Below are 18,189 nucleotides of genomic sequence, written 5' to 3' on the forward strand. Positions count from 1 at the left end.
CGGCGGAAGTCGCGCGTCCCGCCGCCACATGCGGTTCGGTGACGTCCACGTCGCGGATGGCGTCCTCGCGCATGGCCGCTCGCTCGTGCGTCCGGCCTCTCGTCACCTCGTCCAGCTGTCTTTACGCTCGGTCGCAATCGCGACAGCAACCGGCAGACCACCGGAGGTCACCTTTGTTCACCGTCACGGTTCGCGATCACGTGATGATCGCCCACAGCTTCCGGGGCGAGGTCTTCGGTCCCGCGCAACGCCTGCACGGAGCGACGTTCGTGGTGGACGCGACGTTCACCCGCGAGGAGCTGGACGCCGACAACATCGTCGTCGACATCGGACGCGCCACCGAACAGCTCGGCGAGGTGCTGGCCGGGCTGAACTACCGCAACCTCGACGAGGAACCGGAGTTCGCCGGGGTCAACACCTCGACGGAGTTCCTGGCGAAGGTCATCGCCGATCGCATCGCCGACCGCGTCCACGAGGGAGCCCTCGGCGAATCCGCGCGCGGGCTCAGCGGTCTGCGCGTCGCGCTGCACGAATCGCACGTGGCCTGGGCCGGCTACGAACGCGCGCTGTGAGGGTCCACGTCGTCGTCCCCGCCGACGACCAGCCCAGCGGCGGCAACGTCTACGACCGCCACGCCACCGCGGGTCTGGCAGCGCTGGGCTTCGACGTGCGCGTGAGGGCGCTCGCGGGAACCTGGCCGCAGCCCGACGACGACGCGCGCGACCGGTTGGCCGAGGTGCTCGCATCGGTGCCGGACGGGGGAGCGGTGCTGCTCGACGGGCTCGTGGCTTGCGGTGTTCCCGAGAGCATCGGCGCCCACGCCGACCGGCTGCGCACGGCCGTCCTGGTGCACCTGCCGCTGGCCGAGGAAACCGGGCTGAACCCGGCGACCACCGCGCGGCTCGACAACGCCGAGCGCACGACCCTGCGCGCGGCCGACCTCGTCATCGCCACGAGTCCGCAGGCCGCGCAGCGGCTCGCCCGCCACCACGGTCTCCACCGCGTGCGCACCGCGGCTCCGGGCACCGAACCCGCAGCGCTCGTACCCGGAACCGACGGGGTGTCACGACTCCTGTGCGTCGCTTCGCTGACACCCCGCAAGGGCCACGACGTGCTGGTCGAAGCCCTCGCGAACCTCCCGTTGACCTGCGACTTCGTCGGCCCGGCTCCCGATCCCGACCGCGTGCGGCGGCTGATCGAACACCACGAGGGGATCCGCTGGCGCGGCCCGTTGCACGGTGCGGAGCTCGCCGACGCCTACGCATCCGCCGACCTGCTCGTGCAGCCCTCCCTCGCAGAGACCTACGGCATGGCCGTCACCGAGGCGCTGGCGCGGGGGATCCCGGTGATCGCCAGCGCCGTCCCGGACGCGCTCGGCGACGGCGGCCTGCTCCTGCAGCCCGGAGACACCGCGGCCCTCACCGAAGCACTGCGGCGCTGGTCCGACGACCCGGACTTCCGGTCCCGGCTTCGCGCGTCGTCGCTGCGCCGCCGCGATCAGCTGCCGACCTGGGAGTCGACCGCACGACAGCTGGCCGCGGCGCTGACTAGCCTGGAAGCTTGACTGCTCCCCCTGCCTGGAGTCGGGGGTTCCCGCCGATTGGATCTTCGATGACCGCCGCCGGTTTCGCCCCGGAGTGGCTGGCACTCCGCGAACGCGCTGATGCCGAGGCTCGCGCGGCGGACCTGCTGGTACCGCTCAGCGAGTCCCTACCGGCCCATGGGCTGGTGATCCACGACCTGGGGTGCGGCACCGGCTCGATGGGACGGTGGCTGGCCGGACGGCTCGACGGCCCGCAGCACTGGGTCCTGCACGACCGCGACCCGCGACTCCTCGCGCTCGCCGAAGCCGCCTTGGCAACCGAGGACGTCACCGTCGAAGCCCGGCGAGCCGAGCTCGCTGGACTGCGCGCGACGGACCTGGCCGGGACGTCGCTGGTCACCGCCTCCGCGCTGCTCGACGTGCTCACCGAAGCCGAAGTCCGCTCGTTGGCCGCCGCCTGCGTCGAAGCCCGCTGCCCCGCCCTGCTGACCCTCACCGTGGTCGGGCGCGTCGACTTCGATCCGCCGGAACCGCTGGACGCGGGGTTCGAGGAGGCGTTCAACCAGCACCAACGCCGCCACCTGCTCGGGCCCGACGCGGTACCCGCCGCCGTCGCGGCGTTCGAGGACCTCGGCGCGCGGGTGCTCACCCGTCCGAGCCCCTGGCGACTCGGACCGGGTCCGTTGACCGAGGAGTGGCTGCGCGGCTGGGTCGGCGCGGCCTGCGAGCAGGACCCCGAGCTGGCCGCAGCGGCACCCGACTACCTGCGGAGGCGATCCGGTGACCTGCGGGTCCTGGTCCACCACGCCGACCTGCTCGCGATACCGGAGGAGCGAGCATGATCCGCCGGCTGTGGCCCTGGCTGCGCGTGCTCGTGGCGGCCGGAATCCTCGCGCTGCTGGCGTGGCGGCTGGGCGCGGACGCGTTCCTCGACGGGCTGCGCGGCATCGACGTCGCGACCGCGCTCGCGGCGCTGGGCATCGGGTTGGCCACCACGGTGTGCAGCGCGTGGCGGTGGTGCGTGGTCGCGCGCGGTCTCGGACTGCGGTTGCCGCTGGGCGCGGCGGTCGCCGACTACTACCGGGCCCTGCTGCTCAACGCCGTGCTGCCCGCCGGGGTGCTGGGAGACGTGCACCGCGCGGTCAGCCACGGGCACCGCTCCGGAGACCTCGGCGGTGGTGTTCGCGCCGTCGTGCTCGAACGCTTCGCCGGGCAGATCGCCCTCATCGCCGTCGCCGGGGTCGTGCTGCTGACCGGCCCGTCGCTGCCGTTCGCACTCGCTCCAGGGCTGATCGCCGCGGTTGCGGTGGCGGTGGCGGGGCTGAGCCTGCTCGTCCCAGCGGTGCGCCGTGCGTCGGTGACGTTCTGGCGCGACGCACGTCGCGGGGTGCTGACCCGGCGAGCCCTGATGCCCGTGGCGGTGGCCTCTGTCGCGACCGTCGCCGGGCACCTGGCGCTGTTCCTGGTCGCCGCGCGGGTCGCGGGTGCGGACGTTCCGGTCGCGGCCCTGCTGCCGCTGCTGGTGCTCGCGCTGCTGGTGATGGCGCTGCCGATCAACGTTGGTGGCTGGGGGCCGAGGGAAGCGTTCCTGGCGGTCGCCTTCGCCGCCACCGGGTGGGATCCGGCGCACGGCCTGGCGACTTCGGTGGCCTACGGGGTGCTGGCGGTGATCGCCGCGATGCCGGGCGTCATCCCCCTGGTCAGCCGTCAGCCAAGCGCCGCCAGGTGGTCGTCGAACGCCGCGACGAGTCCGGCGAGCTGGTCTCGGCCCGTGCGGGCTGAGACCAGCGACGGCCGCCGATGACGTCCGACTCCGAGTGGTGCGGCCATCCCGGCCGTGAGCGCGCGCCCGCGGTCGTCGGCGAGGCGATCGCCCGCCTCGTCGCCGGGACGGGCCGAATCGGGGTGGGCGTGCGGCGGGATGGGCGCTCCTGCTCGTCACCGGCGTCGGCAGCTACCGGGGTGGGCCGGCGACTTCCCGGGCGGTGGTGCAGGCGATGACGGTGTCGGCCACCAGCGGCAGGTGCGGCCCGTGCTGTTCGAGGTCGCCGATCGGCGGCACCGCGACAAAGGCTCGCCGGTCGCGCACGTCGTCGGTGGTGTCACGGACGAGCATGACCCGCACGGTAGTCAATCCGGTGGCACAGCGCCGGGAGCTCGCCCGTCAGCAGTCCGGGCAGGTCCTCGAAGGAGCTCTCACCGGTGATCAGGGCGTCGAAGGCGGGATCGGCGAGCAGGTCCAGCGCCAACGACATCCGCTCGGCGTAACCGCGGCGAGGATGCGCGACCACGCCCACCTGGCTGCTGCGGATCGTGAGCCGCCGGGAGTGGAAGAACTCGCCCAACGGCAAGCTCACCTCCGCGTCCCCGTACCAGCTCAGTTCGACGACCCGCCCTTCCGGTGCGAGCAGTTCCAGCGAGCGCACCAGGCCCTGCCGGTGGCCGCTGGCGTGCACGACGAGATCGCACCCGTCGTGGGCGTGTTCTGGGGTGGCGAAGTCGACGCCGAGGGCGCGCGCGGTCGTCTCGCGGGCGGGGTCGACGTCGATCAACTGCGCCCGCACGCCGGGGACGCGGGCGAGGATCGCGGCCACGGCGCAGCCGACCATCCCGCCACCGACGACCGCGATCCGGTCACCGATCAGCGGGGCCGCGTCCCACGCGGCGTTGACCGCGGTCTCCACGGTTCCGGCGAGCACGGCCCGCTCGGGCGGGACCTGCGGGGGCACGACGGTGACCGCGTCGGCGGGAACCACGTACCGGGTCTGGTGCGGGTACAGGCAGAACACCACGCGGCCTTCCAGCTCGGTTGGCCCGCGTTCGACCACGCCGACGTTGAGGTAGCCGTACTTGACCGGCCACGGGAACTCGCCCTCCTGGAACGGCGCCCGCATCCGCCGGTGCTGGGACTCGGGGATTCGTCCGCGCAGCACGAGGTTTTCGGTGCCCCGGCTGATCGCCGAGTGCAAGGTGCGCACCCGCACCTGATCCGGCGAACGGTCCGGCAGCGCGGCGCGCCGGATCTCGCACTCGCCCTCCGACGTGACCCACAATGCTCGCGTGGCCTCTGCCATGGACGACCTCCGAGGACCAGAGTGGCGATGATCGAACTCCACCGCAACACAGCGGAGCACCTGACGTGGGCGGCCGTCCAGGTGGGTGCGCTCGGCGCGGTCGCCGCGACCACCGGTCTCGGACCCGCCGGTTGGGGTGCTGGGGTCGGCTGCGCGATCGTCACCCTGGTGCTGCTGCGCCGCTCGATGCGCCGGCACGACCGGACTTCCCTCGGCCCGGCCGACCGCATCACGCTCGTCCGGGCCGCGCTGACCGCGGTGATCGCCGCGCTGGTGGTCGACGGTGCTGGGCCCGCGATCATCGTCACCCTCGGCGTCGTCGCGCTGATCAGCGACCTCTTCGACGGCCTGCTGGCCCGGCGCACCGGCACGGTGTCGGTGTTCGGGGCGCGGTTGGACATGGAGGTCGACGCGTTCCTCATCCTGGTGCTCAGCGCGCACGTCGCTGTCGCGTTCGGCGTGTGGGTGCTGTCGATCGGGGTGATGCGCTACCTGTTCGTGGCCGCGTCGTGGGTGTTGCCGCGGCTTCGAGGGGAGCTGCCGCCGAGCTTCGCCCGCAAGGCCGTGGCCGCGGTGCAGGGGATCGTGCTCGTCGCCGCGGCGTCGGGGGTCGTCCCGCACGCGGGCGGGCTGGTCGCCTGCGCGCTGCTCCTCCTCGTGTGGTCGTTCAGCCGAGACGTGCTGTGGCTCAGCCTTTCTCAGACGTGACCTTCGGGAAGTAGCGCAGCACGGCGACATCGCCGAGCCGGGTCACGTCTTCGAGGTGGAAGCGGCGTGCCGGACCGCCGGGGAAGCTGTCCGGGTTGAGGAATCGCGGCGCGCCTGCTTGTCCGATGAGCGTCGGCGCGATCGCCATCCGGATCTCGTCCGCCAGACCGGCTTTGAGGAACTCGGTGTGGATGCAGGTCCCGCCCTCCACCATGAGCCGCTCGACGCCCCGGTCGGCGAGGTCGTCGACGAGCGCGGGGAAGTCGACTCGCGTTCCCAGGGAAGCGATTTCGGCCAGTCCGCCCACGCGGCCGCGCGCTGCGCGCGCGCCGTCGTCGGTGGTGTAGACGAGCTTGTCGCCGCCGCGCTGCCACAAGCGCAGCGCGGGGTCGAGGTCGCCACCGCCGGACACGACGACCTTCAGCGGGTGCTCCGGCAGGCCGCGCGCGGTCCGTTCGGCGCACCTGCCGGCGCTGCGGACCAGCAGTCGCGGGTCATCCCGGCGCACCGTGCCCGCACCCAGCAGGATCGCGTCGGACTCGGCGCGCACCTGGTCGACGTGGTCGAAGTCGGCCGCGTTGGACAGCAGGAACCGCTGCGGGTCGACGTCGTCGATGAAGCCGTCCGCGCTGACGGCGACGCTGAGCAGAACGTACGGGCGCGACACATCCGTCACCGTACCCAGTCGTGATCGGGTTCGGCTCCCTTAAACAAAGTGTTGACAAGAGCCGGTGATGGCCGCCACTATTCTGTGAAACGGAAACAAAAATCCACGATACGGAATTAGGACGGTCGCGATGAGTCACGCACTGCCCTACGAGGTCAACTGCTCGATCCTGCTCACCGATCTGCCGCTGCTGGAGCGACCGGCCGCCGCGAAGGAAGCCGGCTTCGACGCCGTCGAGTTCTGGTGGCCGTTCGACACCGCGGTGCCCGCGCAACGCGACGTCGACGCCTTCGTCCGCGCCGTCGAGGACGCGGGAGTGCGGCTGGTCGGGCTCAACTTCTTCGCCGGGAACATGCCCGGCGGCGACCGCGGGCTCGTCTCGTGGCCGGCGCGCAGCCAGGAGTTCCGCGACAACGTCGACGTCACCGTCGAGATCGGCGAACGGCTGGGCTGCACCGCCTTCAACGCCCTCTACGGCAACCGCGTCGACGACGCCTCCGCCGAGGAGCAGGACGCCCTGGCCGTGGAGAACCTCGCGCTCGCCGCGAAGTCCGCCGCCCGCATCGGCGGAACGGTGCTGGTCGAGCCGGTCAGCGGCCCGCAGCCCTACCCGCTGCGCACCGCCGCCGACGCGCTCGCCGTCATCGACCGGGTGCAAGCCGAGGCCAGGGCGACCAACCTCGGGCTGCTCGCCGACCTCTACCACCTGGCGGTCAACGGCGACGACGTGGACCAGGTCATCGCCGACCACATCAGGCGCATCGCGCACGTGCAGATCGCCGACCACCCGGGCCGCAACGAACCCGGCACGGGATCGCTGCCGCTGCAGCAGCAGCTCACCGCGCTCGAGCGCGGCGGCTACCGCGGTTGGGTCGGCCTGGAGCACAAGGCGAGCGGCCAGGCGGGCCCCTTCGACTGGCTCCCCCGCGAACGCCGCAGCTGAACCAAGAGATCCGAGGAGGAAGCAAGCAATGAGCTCGATCGCGTTCATCGGCCTGGGCGTCATGGGCAGCCCCATGGCCGTGCACCTCGCCTACGCCGGCCACGACGTGACCGGTTACAACCTCACGCCCGACAAGTACGGCCCGCTCGAGGCGGCGGGCGGGAGCCCGGCCGGCTCGATCGCCGAGGCCGTGGCGGGCGCTGAGATCGTCTGCGTGATGGTCCCCGACAGCCCCGACGTGCGCGACGTGCTCGCCGGTGAGGGCGGGGTCTTCGCCAACGCCAAGCCCGGCGCGCTGATCATCGACTTCTCCAGCATCCGCCCCGACGTCACCATCGAGCTCGCCGGTACGGCGGCCGAGAGGGGGTTCCGGCTGCTCGACGCCCCGGTCTCCGGTGGTGAGGCCGGCGCGAAGAACGCGGCGCTGTCCATCATGGTCGGTGGTTCCGAGGCGGACTTCGCCGCTGCGGCGGAGGTCTTCGACCACGTCGGCAAGACCGTCGTGCACGTCGGGCCGAGCGGTGCGGGTCAGACCGTCAAGGCCGCCAACCAGCTGATCGTGGCGTCGAACATCCAGGCGCTGGCGGAAGCCGTGGTGTTCGTCGAGTCCTACGGCGTGGACACCGAAGCCGCGCTGGAGGTCCTCGGCGGCGGGCTCGCCGGGTCGGCGGTGCTGGAGCAGAAGCGGCGGAACATGCTCGACCGCAACTTCGCCCCCGGTTTCCGCATCGACCTGCACCACAAGGACCTGGGCATCGTCACCGCCGCCGCCCGCGAATCCGGTGCGGTCGTGCCGCTGGGCTCGCTGCTCGCCCAGCTGATGGCCTCCGCTCGCGCCAACGGTGACGGCGGGCTCGACCACTCCGCGCTGCTGCGCGGCGTCGAACGACTCTCCGGTCTCAGCGACACCTGACCCCAGCCGAAACGAGGACGAACATGACGCGCATGCGCACCGTCGACGCCGCCGCCCTCATCCTGGAGAAGGAGGGCGCCACGCAGACCTTCGGGCTGCCCGGCGCCGCGATCAACCCGTTCTACAGCGCCATGAAGGAGCACGGCGGCATCCGCCACGTGCTCGCCCGCCACGTCGAGGCCGCCTCGCACATGGCCGAGGGCTACACGCGGACCGAAGCGGGCAACATCGGCGTCTGCGTCGGCACCTCGGGGCCGGCGGGCACCGACATGATCACCGGGTTGTACTCCGCTTCGGCCGACTCGATTCCGATCCTGGCCATCACCGGCCAGGCCCCGGTCGCCAAGCTGCACAAGGAGGACTTCCAGGCGGTCGACATCCAGTCGGTGGCCCAGCCCGTCACCAAGTGGGCGGTGACCGTGCTGGAACCGGCCCAGGTCCCGGGCGCGTTCCAGAAGGCGTTCCAGCTGATGCGGTCGGGAAGGCCCGGTCCGGTGCTCCTCGACCTCCCGGTGGACGTGCAGCTGGCGGAGATCGAGTTCGACATCGGCACCTACGAGCCGCTTCCGGTCGCCACCCCGGCGGCGACCCGTGCACAGGTCGAGCACGCCCTGGAGATGCTCAACTCCGCGGAGCGGCCGCTGATCGTCGCCGGTGGCGGCGTCATCAACGCCGACGCCTCGGACCTGCTGGTGGAGTTCGCCGAGACGCTGGGCGTTCCGGTCGTGCCCACGTTGATGGGCTGGGGCACGATGCCCGACGACCACCCGCTGGCGGCCGGCATGGTCGGTCTGCAGACCGCGCACCGCTACGGCAACGCGACGATGCTCGCGTCGGACTTCGTGCTCGGCATCGGCAACCGCTGGGCCAACCGGCACACCGGAGGTCTCGACACCTATCGCAAGGGCCGGACCTTCGTCCACGTCGACGTCGAGCCCACCCAGATCGGTCGGGTCTTCGCACCGGATTACGGCATCGTGTCCGACGCCCGGGCCGCGCTCGAGGTCTTCGTCGAGGTCGCGCGCGAATGGCGGGAGCAGGGCAGGCTCGCCGATCGCGGTGCGTGGATCCGGGGGTGCCAGGACCGCAAGGCGGAGCTGCTGCGCAAGACCGACTTCGACGCCGCACCGATCAAGCCGCAGCGGGTGTACCAGGAGATGAACCGCGCGTTCGGCCCCGACACCCGCTACGTCTCCACGATCGGGCTCTCGCAGATCCAGGCCGCGCAGATGCTGCACGTCTACCGGCCGCGGCACTGGATCAACGCGGGTCAGGCCGGTCCGCTGGGCTGGACGGTGCCCGCCGCCATCGGCGTGGCCACCGCCGACCCTGAGTCCGCAGTGGTCGCGGTCTCGGGCGACTACGACTTCCAGTTCCTGGTGGAGGAGCTCGCGGTCGGCGCGCAGTTCAACATCCCGTTCGTGCACGTGCTGATCAACAACGCCTACCTCGGGCTGATCCGGCAGGCGCAGCGCGGGTTCGACATGGACTACTGCGTGCAGCTGTCCTTCGACAACATCAACGCGCCGGATCTCGCCGGGTACGGCGTCGACCACGTCAAGGTCGTCGAAGGGCTCGGCTGCAAGGCGCTGCGGGTGTTCGAGTCCGAGGGCATCTTCGATGCGCTGGAGCAGGCCAAGAAGCTCGTCGCCGAACACCGGGTCCCGGTGGTGGTGGAGGTCGTGGTCGAGCGGGTCACCAACGTGTCGATGGGCACCGAGATCGACGCGGTCAACGAGTTCGAGGCGCTGGCCGAGTCCGGCGCCGACGCTCCGACCGCGGTGGCGGGCCGGTCGTGAGACTGGTCAGGGTGGGCGGACCCGGTGCCGAGCGGCCGGGGGTGTTGGACGCTGCGGGCCTGGTCCGCGACGTTTCCGGGTTCGCCCACGACATCGACGGGGACCTGCTGGCCGATCCCGAACGCCTCGCGGCCATCGAAGCCGGTCGTGAGGCGCTCCCGGAGCTGTCCGCGAGGCGCTTCGGTCCGCCGATCGCGCCACCGGGCAAGGTCGTGGGCATCGGCCTGAACTACCGCTGCCACGCGGCGGCCGCAGGTGCCGAACTCCCGGCGGAGCCGATCGTGTTCCTCAAGCCCAGCAGCGGGATCACCGGTCCGAACGACGAGATCGTGCTTCCGCCCGGCAGCGCGCACACCGACTGGGAGGTGGAGCTGGGCGTCGTGATCGGCACCCGGCTGCGCGCCTGCCCGGACCCGGCGGAGGCCTTGCGCTCGGTGGGCGGCTACGTCGCGGCCAACGACGTCACCGAGCGAGCGCACCTCCAGAGCGGGCCGACGTGGGTGCGCGGCAAGTGCCACGACACCTTCAGCCCGCTGGGCCCGTGGCTGGTCACCGCCGACGAGATCCCCGATCCGCAGGCCCTGCGCCTGGACCTGCGGGTGAACGGGACCCACCGCCAGCGGGGCCGCACGGCCGACATGGTCTTCAGCGTCGCTGAGCTGTTGTCGCACCTCAGCGGCCTGATGACGCTGCACCCGGGGGATCTGGTCCTCACCGGAACCCCGGCCGGGGTCGCGGCTTCGCACCCGGAGCCGCGTCCGTACCTCCGTCCGCGCGACGTGGTCGACCTCGAGGTCCAGCACCTCGGGCGCCAGCGCACCACGGTGCGGGGATAGGGGCCCGGGGCGGGAGGCGAGCGCACTGCCGGGCGCGACCCTCCCGCTCCGGGAGCACCCAGCACCGCAGCCGGCTTCCGGTGAGTCCAGCGCCGCGCGGCACGTCACCGAAGAGCTGCCCACGCCCCGACACCCGAGGTGACCGGAGCTCCACGTGGCGGTCAGCGGCTGGACCCTCGACCTCTCCGCGGCGCTGGCCGGTCTGCCGATTTCCGTGGACTGGCCGGCGTTCGGCGTGCGCCTGCGGCCCGGCCCGGGTCCGCGGAGCTTCGGTACGGTGGTGAGGAAGAGATCGTCGGTGAGGAGCGGGGCATGGGTCTGTTCGGCGGGATGATGGGCAACGCCTCGGGGATCGACCCCCGGGCGGCGGCGAAGGAGTTCGGGCGCCTGCTGGCGCAGGACGAGCAGATCCACGCCGCCTACCAGCTGATCCGGGACTCGCTGATCTTCACCGATCGGCGCCTGATCCTCGTCGACAAGCAAGGCGTGACCGGCCGGAAGACCGAGTACCACTCGATCCCGTACCGCAGCATCACCCACTTCTCCGTCGAGACCGCAGGCACTTTCGACCTCGACGCCGAGCTCAAGATCTGGATCTCCAGCACTGCCGAGCCGCTCTCGCAGCAGTTCGGCAAGGGCGTCGACGTCTACGAGGTGCAGGCTCTGCTGGCCGCCTTCGTCGCGCGCTGATCCACCGGGTCCGGACGTCGATCTCCTGGACTGCTGGCACTCCTACCTCGGGCCCTACGACCCCACGCCCGGTGAGTGCGTCCACGCCGGCTTCCCTCCTGCGGAGGTCTTCGGGCACCGCAGGAGGCGAACTCTTCGCGAGGACGGCTCGGTGGTGCGCCTGTTCGCGGCCGGAGCCTGCGCGTTCACCATCGCCACCGACCGCAAGGACTACGCCTCGACCTCCAGCTCGGGGAAGCGTCGTGCATCGGCCGCCGCGTCGGAGTTCGCGCCGCACCCGCCGATCCAACGGCGATGCGGATCGCGATCGAGCACGGCCGCTCGAATCCACGCCATGGAGTGAGCGTGTGCACTGGGTCGTGCGGTTCGGGTGCGTTTGACTTAATGTCGATCGCGCGTGATCGAATTGCGAGAGGTGCGAGATTCTTCTGCCAATCGCATCGCGACTGGCTCGGCAGGTGCGAGCGAATTGTCGGACGTGGGGCGCCACGTGCATGCCCGTCTTGCAGGGACGATCTTGGAGGTGCGGCGTGCCGGACCACGGTAGGCGGAAGATCCACCGCTGCACCGGATCCACGGGGAGAACGCCCGGCCTGACCAGTGTCGGCTCGCGAGAAATCCGACTCGCGGGTCCGAGCTGCTCGGCGAGATCGTTTCACCGAATCCGCCGCACCGCCTTAATCGCGCCGTTCGATTGATCAATTTTCGAACGGACCTCCTATTAATTCCTCGACCTTGCGCGAGTGCGATTATGGATCTTTCTGTGGTGATTCCGTGCTTCAACGAGGAGCGCGGTTTGAAGGAGCTCCGCGATGAGCTCAACGCTGTGCTTCCCGCGCTCGTGAGCCGGTACGAGGTCGTGCTCGTCGACGACGGCAGCACCGACGGCACGCTCGAGGAGGCCCGCCGGCTGAGCAGCCTGGACCCGCGGTACCGGTACCTGTCGTTGAGCCGCAACTTCGGCAAGGAGGGGGCCATGCTCGCCGGGATCCGGGAGGCGGCCGGCGACCGGGTCCTGATCATGGACGCCGACCTGCAGCACCCGGCGTGGCTGATCGCGGACATGCTCGAGCTGCTCGATTCCGGCCACGACCAAGTCGTCGCGCGCCGCGACCGGCACGGGGAACCGCGCGTCAGGTCACTGCTGTCGAAGCTGTACTACATCGGGGTGAACAAGCTCGCGGACGTCCAGCTCGAGGACGGGGTGGGCGACTTCCGGGTGCTCTCCCGCCGGGCGGTCGACGCGATGCTGGCCATGCCGGAGAGCAACCGGTTCTCCAAGGGGCTGTTCGCCTACGTGGGTTTCCAGACCGCGACCGTTCCGTACCGCAACGTCACCCGCAAGTACGACCGGTCCTGCTTCAGCTTCGGCAAGCTCGTCAACTACGGGATCGACGGCGTGGTCTCGTTCAACAGCAAACCGCTCCGCGCGGCGGTGTACCTGGGCAGCCTGGTCACGCTGCTGGCCTTCGTCTACGCCGTGTACGTGATCTTCCGCGCGTTGGCCGGTTATCCGGGTGTTCCGGGATACGCGACGCTGATGGTGGGCATCACCGGGTTCGGTGGGATGCAGCTGCTGCTGCTGGGCGTGGTCGGCGAGTACGTCGGACGCATCTACCTCGAATCGAAGAATCGACCGCCCTACTTCATCAAGGAGTCCGGTGGTTCGGTGATGCCTCCCGCGCAGGAAGGCTCGGACAGCGCCCCGAGGATGATCGTGCCCCGGCGCCCCTCCGACGGCCCGCTGGTCGCCGACCCCGGCACGGGCAACGGAGGGCAGCAGTGCGCGGACTGAACGAACCCGGCAGGTTCGCGCGCTTCGTGGGGGTGGGGGCCGTGAACACGGTCGTGCACTACTCGGTCTACCTCGCGACGTGGCCGCTGGTCGGATACCTGGTCGCGCACGTGCTCGCCACGATCGCGGCGATGTCGGTGTCCTACGTGCTCAACTGCCGGTACACCTTCCGCGTCCGGCCGCGGCTGCGGACCTTCCTGCTCTACCCGGTGTCGAACTGCGTCAACCTAGGGCTCAGCGCCGCCGCGATGTGGCTGCTGGTCGAAGTGGTCGGCATCCACCCGTTGCTGGCGACCGTGCTCGGCGGCCTGGTGGCCACCCCGGCCACCTACCTGGTGAGCCGCCTGGTCCTGACCTCCCGGAACCGCTCGCTCCGCCCTGGGCCCGATGAGTCGTTGCGGATGGGGAGGACATCGTGACGCAAGCTGTCGCTGTCGCTCCGGCCGAGAACGTGAAGCCTCACGGGGCCGATGCCGCCCGCGGTCCCGGTCGGGTGTCGGCGCCGTTGATCACCTGCCTCCTCGTGGCCGCCCTGGCGCAGCTGCCCGTCCTGCGCCCGGGGTGGTTCTACTTCGCCGACGACTCGGCCACTCAAGTCCTGCCCATGTGGTACCACCTGGGCCACCAGGTGCGGAACGGGACCTGGCCGCCGGTGCTGGACCCGGACCTGCTGATGGGCGGGAACCTCGCCGCCGAAACGCTGTACGGCATCTGGAACCCGGTCAACGCCGTGGTGTGGGTGGGGGTTTCGTTCGCCGCGGACGTGGGGGTCGCCGGCATCGTCGTGCGGACGGTCGCGCTCGCGGCGGTCGCGCTGGGCTGCTACCTGCTGTGCCGCGAGTACGGAGCCGCCCGGTGGTCGGCGAGCGCGCTCGCCACCGCGCTGCCGCTGACCGGTTCGCTGCTGCACTTCGACGCCGCGAAGTGGCCCGCCGCGCTCCTGGCGTTCGTGTGGGTTCCGTTCGTCTGGCTGGTCGCGCGCCGCATGGTGCGCGGTCGCACCAACGCCTTCTGGATCTTCCTGCTCGGAGCGCTCGCGGTGACCGCGGGAAACCCCTACGGCCTGCTCGGTGTGTGCGTGGTCCTCGCGGCCCTGCTGATCGAGGCCGGGTTGCTGCGGCGATGGGCAGCGGCCTACCGGCTCGTGCTCGTCTCGGCGGCGATCGCGGCGGTCGTGCCGCTGGTGTACCTGCCGCTGGTGCGCACCGCGCACATGACCTGGCGCAGCACCTCTGGCGGCATCCACAACAGCGGTGGGCTCGCGCCGCACCTGGACGATCTGCTCAACCTCAGCATGCCGACCTACGTCCCCGCCATTCCCGGTGTGGGTGTGCCCGCGGTGTACTTCTGCTGGTTCGCGGTCCCGCTTGCGTTCTGGTGCGACTGGTCGGTGTTGCGCAGGCGGTCGCGCGAGCTCGCCGGGCCCTTGGTGATCGCGGTCGTGTACCTGCTGGTCGTCCTGGGACCGTCCGAGGTGTGGATGTTCCGCTGGCCGCTGCGGGTGGTTCACTACGGCTACCTCGCCCTGGCCGTGCTGCTGGCCGTGGTGCTGGCCGCCGGGCTACGGCTGGATCGCCCGCGTGCTCGTGCGGCTGCCACGGCTGTCTTCCTGCTGTTGGCGGTGTACTTCAGCGCCGAGCGCAGTCCGGGTCTGGTGACGCTGCGCCGCGCGGTGCTCATCTCGCTCCTCATCGGACTGCTGGTCACCGCGGGCTTGGCCCTCTACCGCGCGCGCGGGAGCAAGCCGCTGGTCGCGGTGCTGCAGGTGGGCACCGCGCTCACCTTCTGCGCGCAGTGCTTGTGGTTCATCGGCGGCGGTGCCGACTTGCAGTACTACTTCCCGAGTTCTCCGGAGCAGATGCGGGAGAACTACGCCGGACGTTACGAGGGGCGCGTGCTGCAGATCGCCGACACCGCGCTCAACGAGCCGGGCCCTGGGGAGGAATCGCGCGAGATGTGGCGCGACATGACCATGGGCAACGCCTTCCTCCTGTCCGGTGTGGACGGTCTCGGCTCGTACACCGGGATCGGTTTCCGCGAGCTGACCGACGTGCTGTGCATGCGCTACGACGGATCGTCGTGCCCGGCGGCCTACGACGCGCTGTGGCGCCCCCCGCCCGGTGCGGACGTCCGGCTCGCGGACCTCCTGCTGCTGGACACGGTCGTCGTCCAACACGAGATCGTCCCGCAGCCGGTCGTGCCGGAGGGCTGGCACCTCGTCGAGCGGAACTCCCGGATCAGCGTCCTGCGGCGGGATGTCCCGGCCTCAGCCGGAACGGGACACCTCAGCTGGGCCTCGCCGCACCTGCGAGTGGTCTCCGACGTCTCCGACGGGCCGCGCACCGAAGGGGTCGACGTCCTCCGAAGCGGCGGAGGGGCCGGGCGGCTGGTCTTCGCGAGGATGGCTTGGCCCGGCTACACCGCGACCTGGAACGGCTCCGAGGTTCCCGCTCACGCCGGGCCCGCCGGCCTGCTGGAAGTCGCGTTGCCCGCTGGGCCGCCAGGGCCGGGGCGGTTGGAACTCACCTGGACGCCGCCGAGCATGCGCTTGGGGCTCGGGTCCGCGGCGGGCGGCGCGCTGCTCGCCGCGGGCGTCGGGATCCAGCAGGTCACCGCACGTCGCCGGGAGTCCGCCGGAGCTCCTCGATGAGCAGAACGATCACGTTCGGCATCGCGGCCGTGCTCGTGTTCCTGGCCACCTGCCAAGCGCCGCCGCAGCGCGACGCTGCCCGGCCCGAGCCGCTCCCGCAGCCGCACTACGCGCAGGTGACCGCGCACCCCGACGACGACTTGCTGTTCATGAACCCCGACCTGGCCGAGGGGCTGCGCAGCGGACACCCCACGACCGGCATCTACCTCACCGCGGGCGAAGCGGCCGTGCCGGACCAGGCGGGCTACAGCGCGGCGAGGCAGGAAGGCACCCGGGCCGCCTACGCGCGGATGGTCCGCAAGCCCAACGAGTGGTCGCGTGGCACGATCCCGGTGGGGCGCGGGCGCTTGGCCGAGGTCGACACGTTGCACGCCGATCCCGACGTCAGGCTGGTCTTCCTGAACCTGCCCGAAGACGCCAACCCGCAGTCGGGGCGACACGCGTTGTCCAGGCTGCGGCACGATCCCGCGCTCACCGTCACCACGACGGTTCCGGCGGGCGCCGCCGTGCCACACCCGCAGCTGTTCGATCGGCGTGCGGTGGTCGAGTCCATCACCGCGCTGCTGGACGCGTTCCAGCCCACCGTGATGCGCCTGCAGGACGACCAGCCCGACAGGCGCTACCAGTCCAACTGGGTCGGGGTGCACAACCACCCGGATCACGTCGCCGGCGCGGCGTTGGCGAAGGAGGCGCTCGCCGCGCACCGGCCGCGCGCCTTCTCGCCGATGGTGCTGACCTACCGCGACTACAACGTCGCCGACACCCCCTCGGCGCTGTCCGATGAGGACAAGGGCACGACCCGCGAGGCGTTCGCCGCGTACGCGGCTCACGACGTGCTCGCCAAGGGCGGCATCTACCGGAGTTGGAGCGACAACAGCGCCTACCGGTGGCCGCGAGGAGGGGGGTGGGCAGTCCGAGGTGGAGATGGTGTGGTGCGTGCGTTCTCGGTGCGAGCGCACGGTCTCGCGCGCTGGACGCGCACTCCGCAGGGCTTCTGGAACGGCCCTGAGCTGATGCCGCTCCCGGAACCGCTCCGCCCGCGGATCTCGTTGCTGGGAGAGGGGCAGAGGCAGCCGGTGCTGGTCGCTCAGAGCGGGGACGGTTCCCGAATCCTGCTCCTGCGGCAGGAGAGGTCGGGCGTCTGGCCCCGGCGGTGGGAAGTGGTGGACGCCCCCGCCGCGGCCGATCCAGCTCAGAACGGCCCGCCCGCCGCCACAGTGGATTCCGATGGCCGGATCGTGCTGGCGGTGAAGAACGCCGCCGGTGGTGTCAGCATCCGCAGGGAGAGCTCGCCGGGCAGCTCGCGGTGGCAACCGTGGTCCGATCTCGTCGGCACCGACGCTCAGGACGGCGTTTCGATCGTTGCCGGCGTCGGCGGCGTGGCGCACGTGTTCGCGACCACGCGTGAGCAGGTGCTGCACTGGGAAGTCCCGCGTTCCGGAGGCGCGCGTGCCGAAGCGGTGCCGATCGGCCCGGCCAGGCCGGCGGGCGCTCCGGTGACCGAGCGCGCTCGCGACGGGTTGATCCGACTGCTCGTGCGCACTGACCGAGGCGGTGAGCTGGTCGAGCGGACGCTGACCCCGCAAGGCTGGCGGGGCGGCCCAGTGACGTCCCCCGGCCCCGGTGGGATCGGTGATCCGGTCGCGGCGGGACCGGGGCCGCACGGCTTCGCGGACCTGGTCCGGGTGGCTCGTGACGGTGCGGGGAACGTCCACGTCGCGGATCTGGCAGGAGGTGGGTGGGTCGACGTGGGCGGATCGGTCACCGACCACCCCGCCCCGGTCGTCGAGCCCAACGGCGACATCACGCTCGTCGGGCTCGGTGTCGACGGCGGGCTGGTGGTCAACACCGGTGCGCATGGCCCCGGCGGTCTCAGGTTCGCGGGATGGCGTCCCGCGGTGGTCGAGCCCCCGGTTGCCGCTGCGGGGGCGGACTGAAGGCGAACCGGACCGACCGGGCGTTCCCGGCGCATCCGGGCGTCGGATACTACCGGGATGGATGTCCACACCAGGATCGTCGACGCGGCGATCCAGCGGATGGCGACCGCGGGCTACGAAGGGCTTTCGATCAGCTCGGTCGCCCGGCTCTCGGGCCTGTCCCGTCCGACGATCTACGCCCACTTCGGAACGCTGGACCAGCTCGCCGCCGAAGCGCTGGAAGCCGCTGCCGTCCAGGTGATCTCACGGGTGGTGGAGCGAGCGCGCGACGAGGCGTCGTCGGCAGCCGACTACGTCGTGGAGGTCATGGTCGCGGCGCGTTCCGAGTTCCGCAGCAGTCCCGCGCTGGCGCCGATCGCGTTCCCGCAGCGCGGCACGATCCTCTTCGACGGAGACGCGGTCGGTCCGGGCGCTCTGGAGCTGTCGCGCTCGTTCCTGCTGCCGTTGCTGGAGTTCCAGCCGGAGTTGGAGGAGGAGCTGGAGGAGATCGCCGAGACCTGCCTGCGGTGGCTGGTGTCGCTGGTGCAGTTCGAGAGCGAGCGATCGCGGTCGGACTCGAAGCTGCGCGCCTACCTGCACCGGCATCTCGTTCCGGGCTTGAGCGTCACCTCCTGATCTTTACATCGTTGACAAC

Annotated in this window: 18 protein-coding genes and 1 pseudogene; 15 read left to right on the plus strand and 4 right to left on the minus strand. The window is 71.2% G+C overall.

Annotation, left to right across the window (positions count from 1 at the left end; genetic code table 11):
* Positions 1-173: 173 nt before the first annotated feature.
* From E1161_RS27590 to E1161_RS15265, 4 genes are read left to right on the plus strand one after another with little or no spacing between them, the layout of a single operon-like run.
* Entirely contained in the window at positions 174-572 is a 399-nt protein-coding gene (locus E1161_RS27590; protein ID WP_207920256.1) for a 6-pyruvoyl trahydropterin synthase family protein, read from the plus strand.
* Positions 569-1,564 carry a glycosyltransferase family 4 protein gene (locus tag E1161_RS27595; RefSeq protein ID WP_207920257.1) on the plus strand — a complete coding sequence of 332 codons (996 nt, stop codon included), beginning with the start codon at positions 569-571 and terminating at the stop codon, positions 1,562-1,564. Before E1161_RS27590 ends, E1161_RS27595 begins: the two co-directional genes overlap by 4 nt.
* A gap of 47 nt (positions 1,565-1,611) precedes the next feature.
* Positions 1,612-2,385 carry a methyltransferase domain-containing protein gene (locus E1161_RS15260; protein WP_132623895.1) on the plus strand — a complete coding sequence of 258 codons (774 nt, stop codon included), beginning with the start codon at positions 1,612-1,614 and terminating at the stop codon, positions 2,383-2,385.
* A complete protein-coding gene (locus tag E1161_RS15265) occupies positions 2,382-3,347 on the plus strand; it encodes a lysylphosphatidylglycerol synthase transmembrane domain-containing protein (protein ID WP_132623897.1) in 966 nt (321 codons plus the stop codon). The genes E1161_RS15260 and E1161_RS15265 overlap by 4 nt, the downstream gene beginning before the upstream one ends.
* 150 nt (positions 3,348-3,497) lie before the next feature.
* Here E1161_RS15265 and E1161_RS27600 read toward each other — a convergent pair whose 3' ends face one another.
* Complete coding sequence (locus tag E1161_RS27600; protein ID WP_207920258.1) at positions 3,498-3,659, minus strand: creatininase family protein; 162 nt, start codon at positions 3,657-3,659, stop codon at positions 3,498-3,500.
* A complete protein-coding gene (locus E1161_RS15275) occupies positions 3,646-4,617 on the minus strand; it encodes a zinc-dependent alcohol dehydrogenase (protein ID WP_132623899.1) in 972 nt (323 codons plus the stop codon). Before E1161_RS15275 ends, E1161_RS27600 begins: the two co-directional genes overlap by 14 nt.
* Before the next feature lie 27 nt (positions 4,618-4,644).
* On the opposite strand from E1161_RS15275, the gene E1161_RS15280 reads away from it, so the two are divergent.
* Entirely contained in the window at positions 4,645-5,325 is a 681-nt protein-coding gene (locus tag E1161_RS15280) for a CDP-alcohol phosphatidyltransferase family protein (protein ID WP_132623901.1), read from the plus strand.
* Here the strand turns inward: E1161_RS15280 and E1161_RS15285 are convergent.
* Positions 5,306-5,992, minus strand: a complete 687-nt coding sequence (locus E1161_RS15285) for a RibD family protein (RefSeq protein ID WP_132623903.1) — start codon at positions 5,990-5,992, stop codon at positions 5,306-5,308. The two genes, E1161_RS15280 and E1161_RS15285, sit on opposite strands and share 20 nt — an antisense overlap.
* A 130-nt stretch (positions 5,993-6,122) precedes the next feature.
* On the opposite strand from E1161_RS15285, the gene E1161_RS15290 reads away from it, so the two are divergent.
* From E1161_RS15290 to E1161_RS15310, 5 genes and pseudogenes are all read left to right on the plus strand, one after another.
* Positions 6,123-6,935, plus strand: a complete 813-nt coding sequence (locus E1161_RS15290; protein WP_132623905.1) for a hydroxypyruvate isomerase family protein — start codon at positions 6,123-6,125, stop codon at positions 6,933-6,935.
* A gap of 22 nt (positions 6,936-6,957) precedes the next feature.
* Positions 6,958-7,848: pseudogene (locus tag E1161_RS15295) on the plus strand (2-hydroxy-3-oxopropionate reductase); the annotation flags it as partial.
* 23 nt (positions 7,849-7,871) lie between these two features.
* Entirely contained in the window at positions 7,872-9,647 is a 1,776-nt protein-coding gene (gcl, locus tag E1161_RS15300; protein ID WP_132623909.1) for a glyoxylate carboligase, read from the plus strand.
* 11 nt (positions 9,648-9,658) lie between these two features.
* On the plus strand, positions 9,659-10,483 hold the full coding sequence (locus E1161_RS15305) for a fumarylacetoacetate hydrolase family protein (protein WP_328591263.1): 825 nt from the start codon (positions 9,659-9,661) through the stop codon (positions 10,481-10,483).
* A gap of 312 nt (positions 10,484-10,795) precedes the next feature.
* On the plus strand, positions 10,796-11,173 hold the full coding sequence (locus E1161_RS15310) for a PH domain-containing protein (RefSeq protein WP_132623913.1): 378 nt from the start codon (positions 10,796-10,798) through the stop codon (positions 11,171-11,173).
* Positions 11,174-11,383: 210 nt separating this feature from the next.
* Here E1161_RS15310 and E1161_RS28375 read toward each other — a convergent pair whose 3' ends face one another.
* Positions 11,384-11,509, minus strand: a complete 126-nt coding sequence (locus tag E1161_RS28375) for a hypothetical protein (RefSeq protein WP_268951392.1) — start codon at positions 11,507-11,509, stop codon at positions 11,384-11,386.
* Between the two features lie 427 nt (positions 11,510-11,936).
* Between E1161_RS28375 and E1161_RS15315 the strand changes: the two genes are divergently transcribed.
* The 5 genes from E1161_RS15315 to E1161_RS15330 are packed head-to-tail and all read left to right on the plus strand — an operon-like array spanning position 11,937 to position 18,170.
* The gene (locus E1161_RS15315; protein WP_235875045.1) at positions 11,937-12,968 is read left to right on the plus strand and encodes a glycosyltransferase family 2 protein; all 1,032 of its coding nucleotides are present in this window, start codon (positions 11,937-11,939) and stop codon (positions 12,966-12,968) included.
* Between the two features lie 32 nt (positions 12,969-13,000).
* The gene (locus tag E1161_RS27190; protein WP_268951394.1) at positions 13,001-13,387 is read left to right on the plus strand and encodes a GtrA family protein; all 387 of its coding nucleotides are present in this window, start codon (positions 13,001-13,003) and stop codon (positions 13,385-13,387) included.
* Positions 13,384-15,618, plus strand: coding sequence for a hypothetical protein (locus tag E1161_RS27195; RefSeq protein ID WP_165939807.1), 2,235 nt, complete (start codon positions 13,384-13,386; stop codon positions 15,616-15,618). The genes E1161_RS27190 and E1161_RS27195 overlap by 4 nt, the downstream gene beginning before the upstream one ends.
* Positions 15,615-17,555 carry a PIG-L family deacetylase gene (locus E1161_RS27200; protein ID WP_165939808.1) on the plus strand — a complete coding sequence of 647 codons (1,941 nt, stop codon included), beginning with the start codon at positions 15,615-15,617 and terminating at the stop codon, positions 17,553-17,555. The genes E1161_RS27195 and E1161_RS27200 overlap by 4 nt, the downstream gene beginning before the upstream one ends.
* Before the next feature lie 57 nt (positions 17,556-17,612).
* Positions 17,613-18,170 carry a TetR/AcrR family transcriptional regulator gene (locus E1161_RS15330; RefSeq protein WP_132623917.1) on the plus strand — a complete coding sequence of 186 codons (558 nt, stop codon included), beginning with the start codon at positions 17,613-17,615 and terminating at the stop codon, positions 18,168-18,170.
* Positions 18,171-18,189 lie beyond the last annotated feature (19 nt).

The sequence above is a fragment of the Saccharopolyspora aridisoli genome, assembly GCF_004348445.1.
Classification (GTDB): Bacteria; Actinomycetota; Actinomycetes; order Mycobacteriales; family Pseudonocardiaceae; genus Saccharopolyspora; species Saccharopolyspora aridisoli.

What these genes read in the sequence shown, in the direction of transcription:
- E1161_RS15260 (WP_132623895.1), top strand. Translation starts at nt 1,612, where the DNA reads ATGACCGCCGCCGGTTTCGCCCCGGAGTGGCTGGCACTCCGCGAACGC.
- E1161_RS28375 (WP_268951392.1), bottom strand. Translation starts at nt 11,509, where the DNA reads ATGGCGTGGATTCGAGCGGCCGTGCTCGATCGCGATCCGCATCGCCGT.
- E1161_RS27600 (WP_207920258.1), bottom strand. Translation starts at nt 3,659, where the DNA reads ATGCTCGTCCGTGACACCACCGACGACGTGCGCGACCGGCGAGCCTTT.
- E1161_RS15280 (WP_132623901.1), top strand. Translation starts at nt 4,645, where the DNA reads ATGATCGAACTCCACCGCAACACAGCGGAGCACCTGACGTGGGCGGCC.
- gcl (WP_132623909.1), top strand. Translation starts at nt 7,872, where the DNA reads ATGACGCGCATGCGCACCGTCGACGCCGCCGCCCTCATCCTGGAGAAG.
- E1161_RS15265 (WP_132623897.1), top strand. Translation starts at nt 2,382, where the DNA reads ATGATCCGCCGGCTGTGGCCCTGGCTGCGCGTGCTCGTGGCGGCCGGA.
- E1161_RS15330 (WP_132623917.1), top strand. Translation starts at nt 17,613, where the DNA reads ATGGATGTCCACACCAGGATCGTCGACGCGGCGATCCAGCGGATGGCG.
- E1161_RS15290 (WP_132623905.1), top strand. Translation starts at nt 6,123, where the DNA reads ATGAGTCACGCACTGCCCTACGAGGTCAACTGCTCGATCCTGCTCACC.
- E1161_RS15275 (WP_132623899.1), bottom strand. Translation starts at nt 4,617, where the DNA reads ATGGCAGAGGCCACGCGAGCATTGTGGGTCACGTCGGAGGGCGAGTGC.
- E1161_RS27200 (WP_165939808.1), top strand. Translation starts at nt 15,615, where the DNA reads ATGAGCAGAACGATCACGTTCGGCATCGCGGCCGTGCTCGTGTTCCTG.
- E1161_RS15310 (WP_132623913.1), top strand. Translation starts at nt 10,796, where the DNA reads ATGGGTCTGTTCGGCGGGATGATGGGCAACGCCTCGGGGATCGACCCC.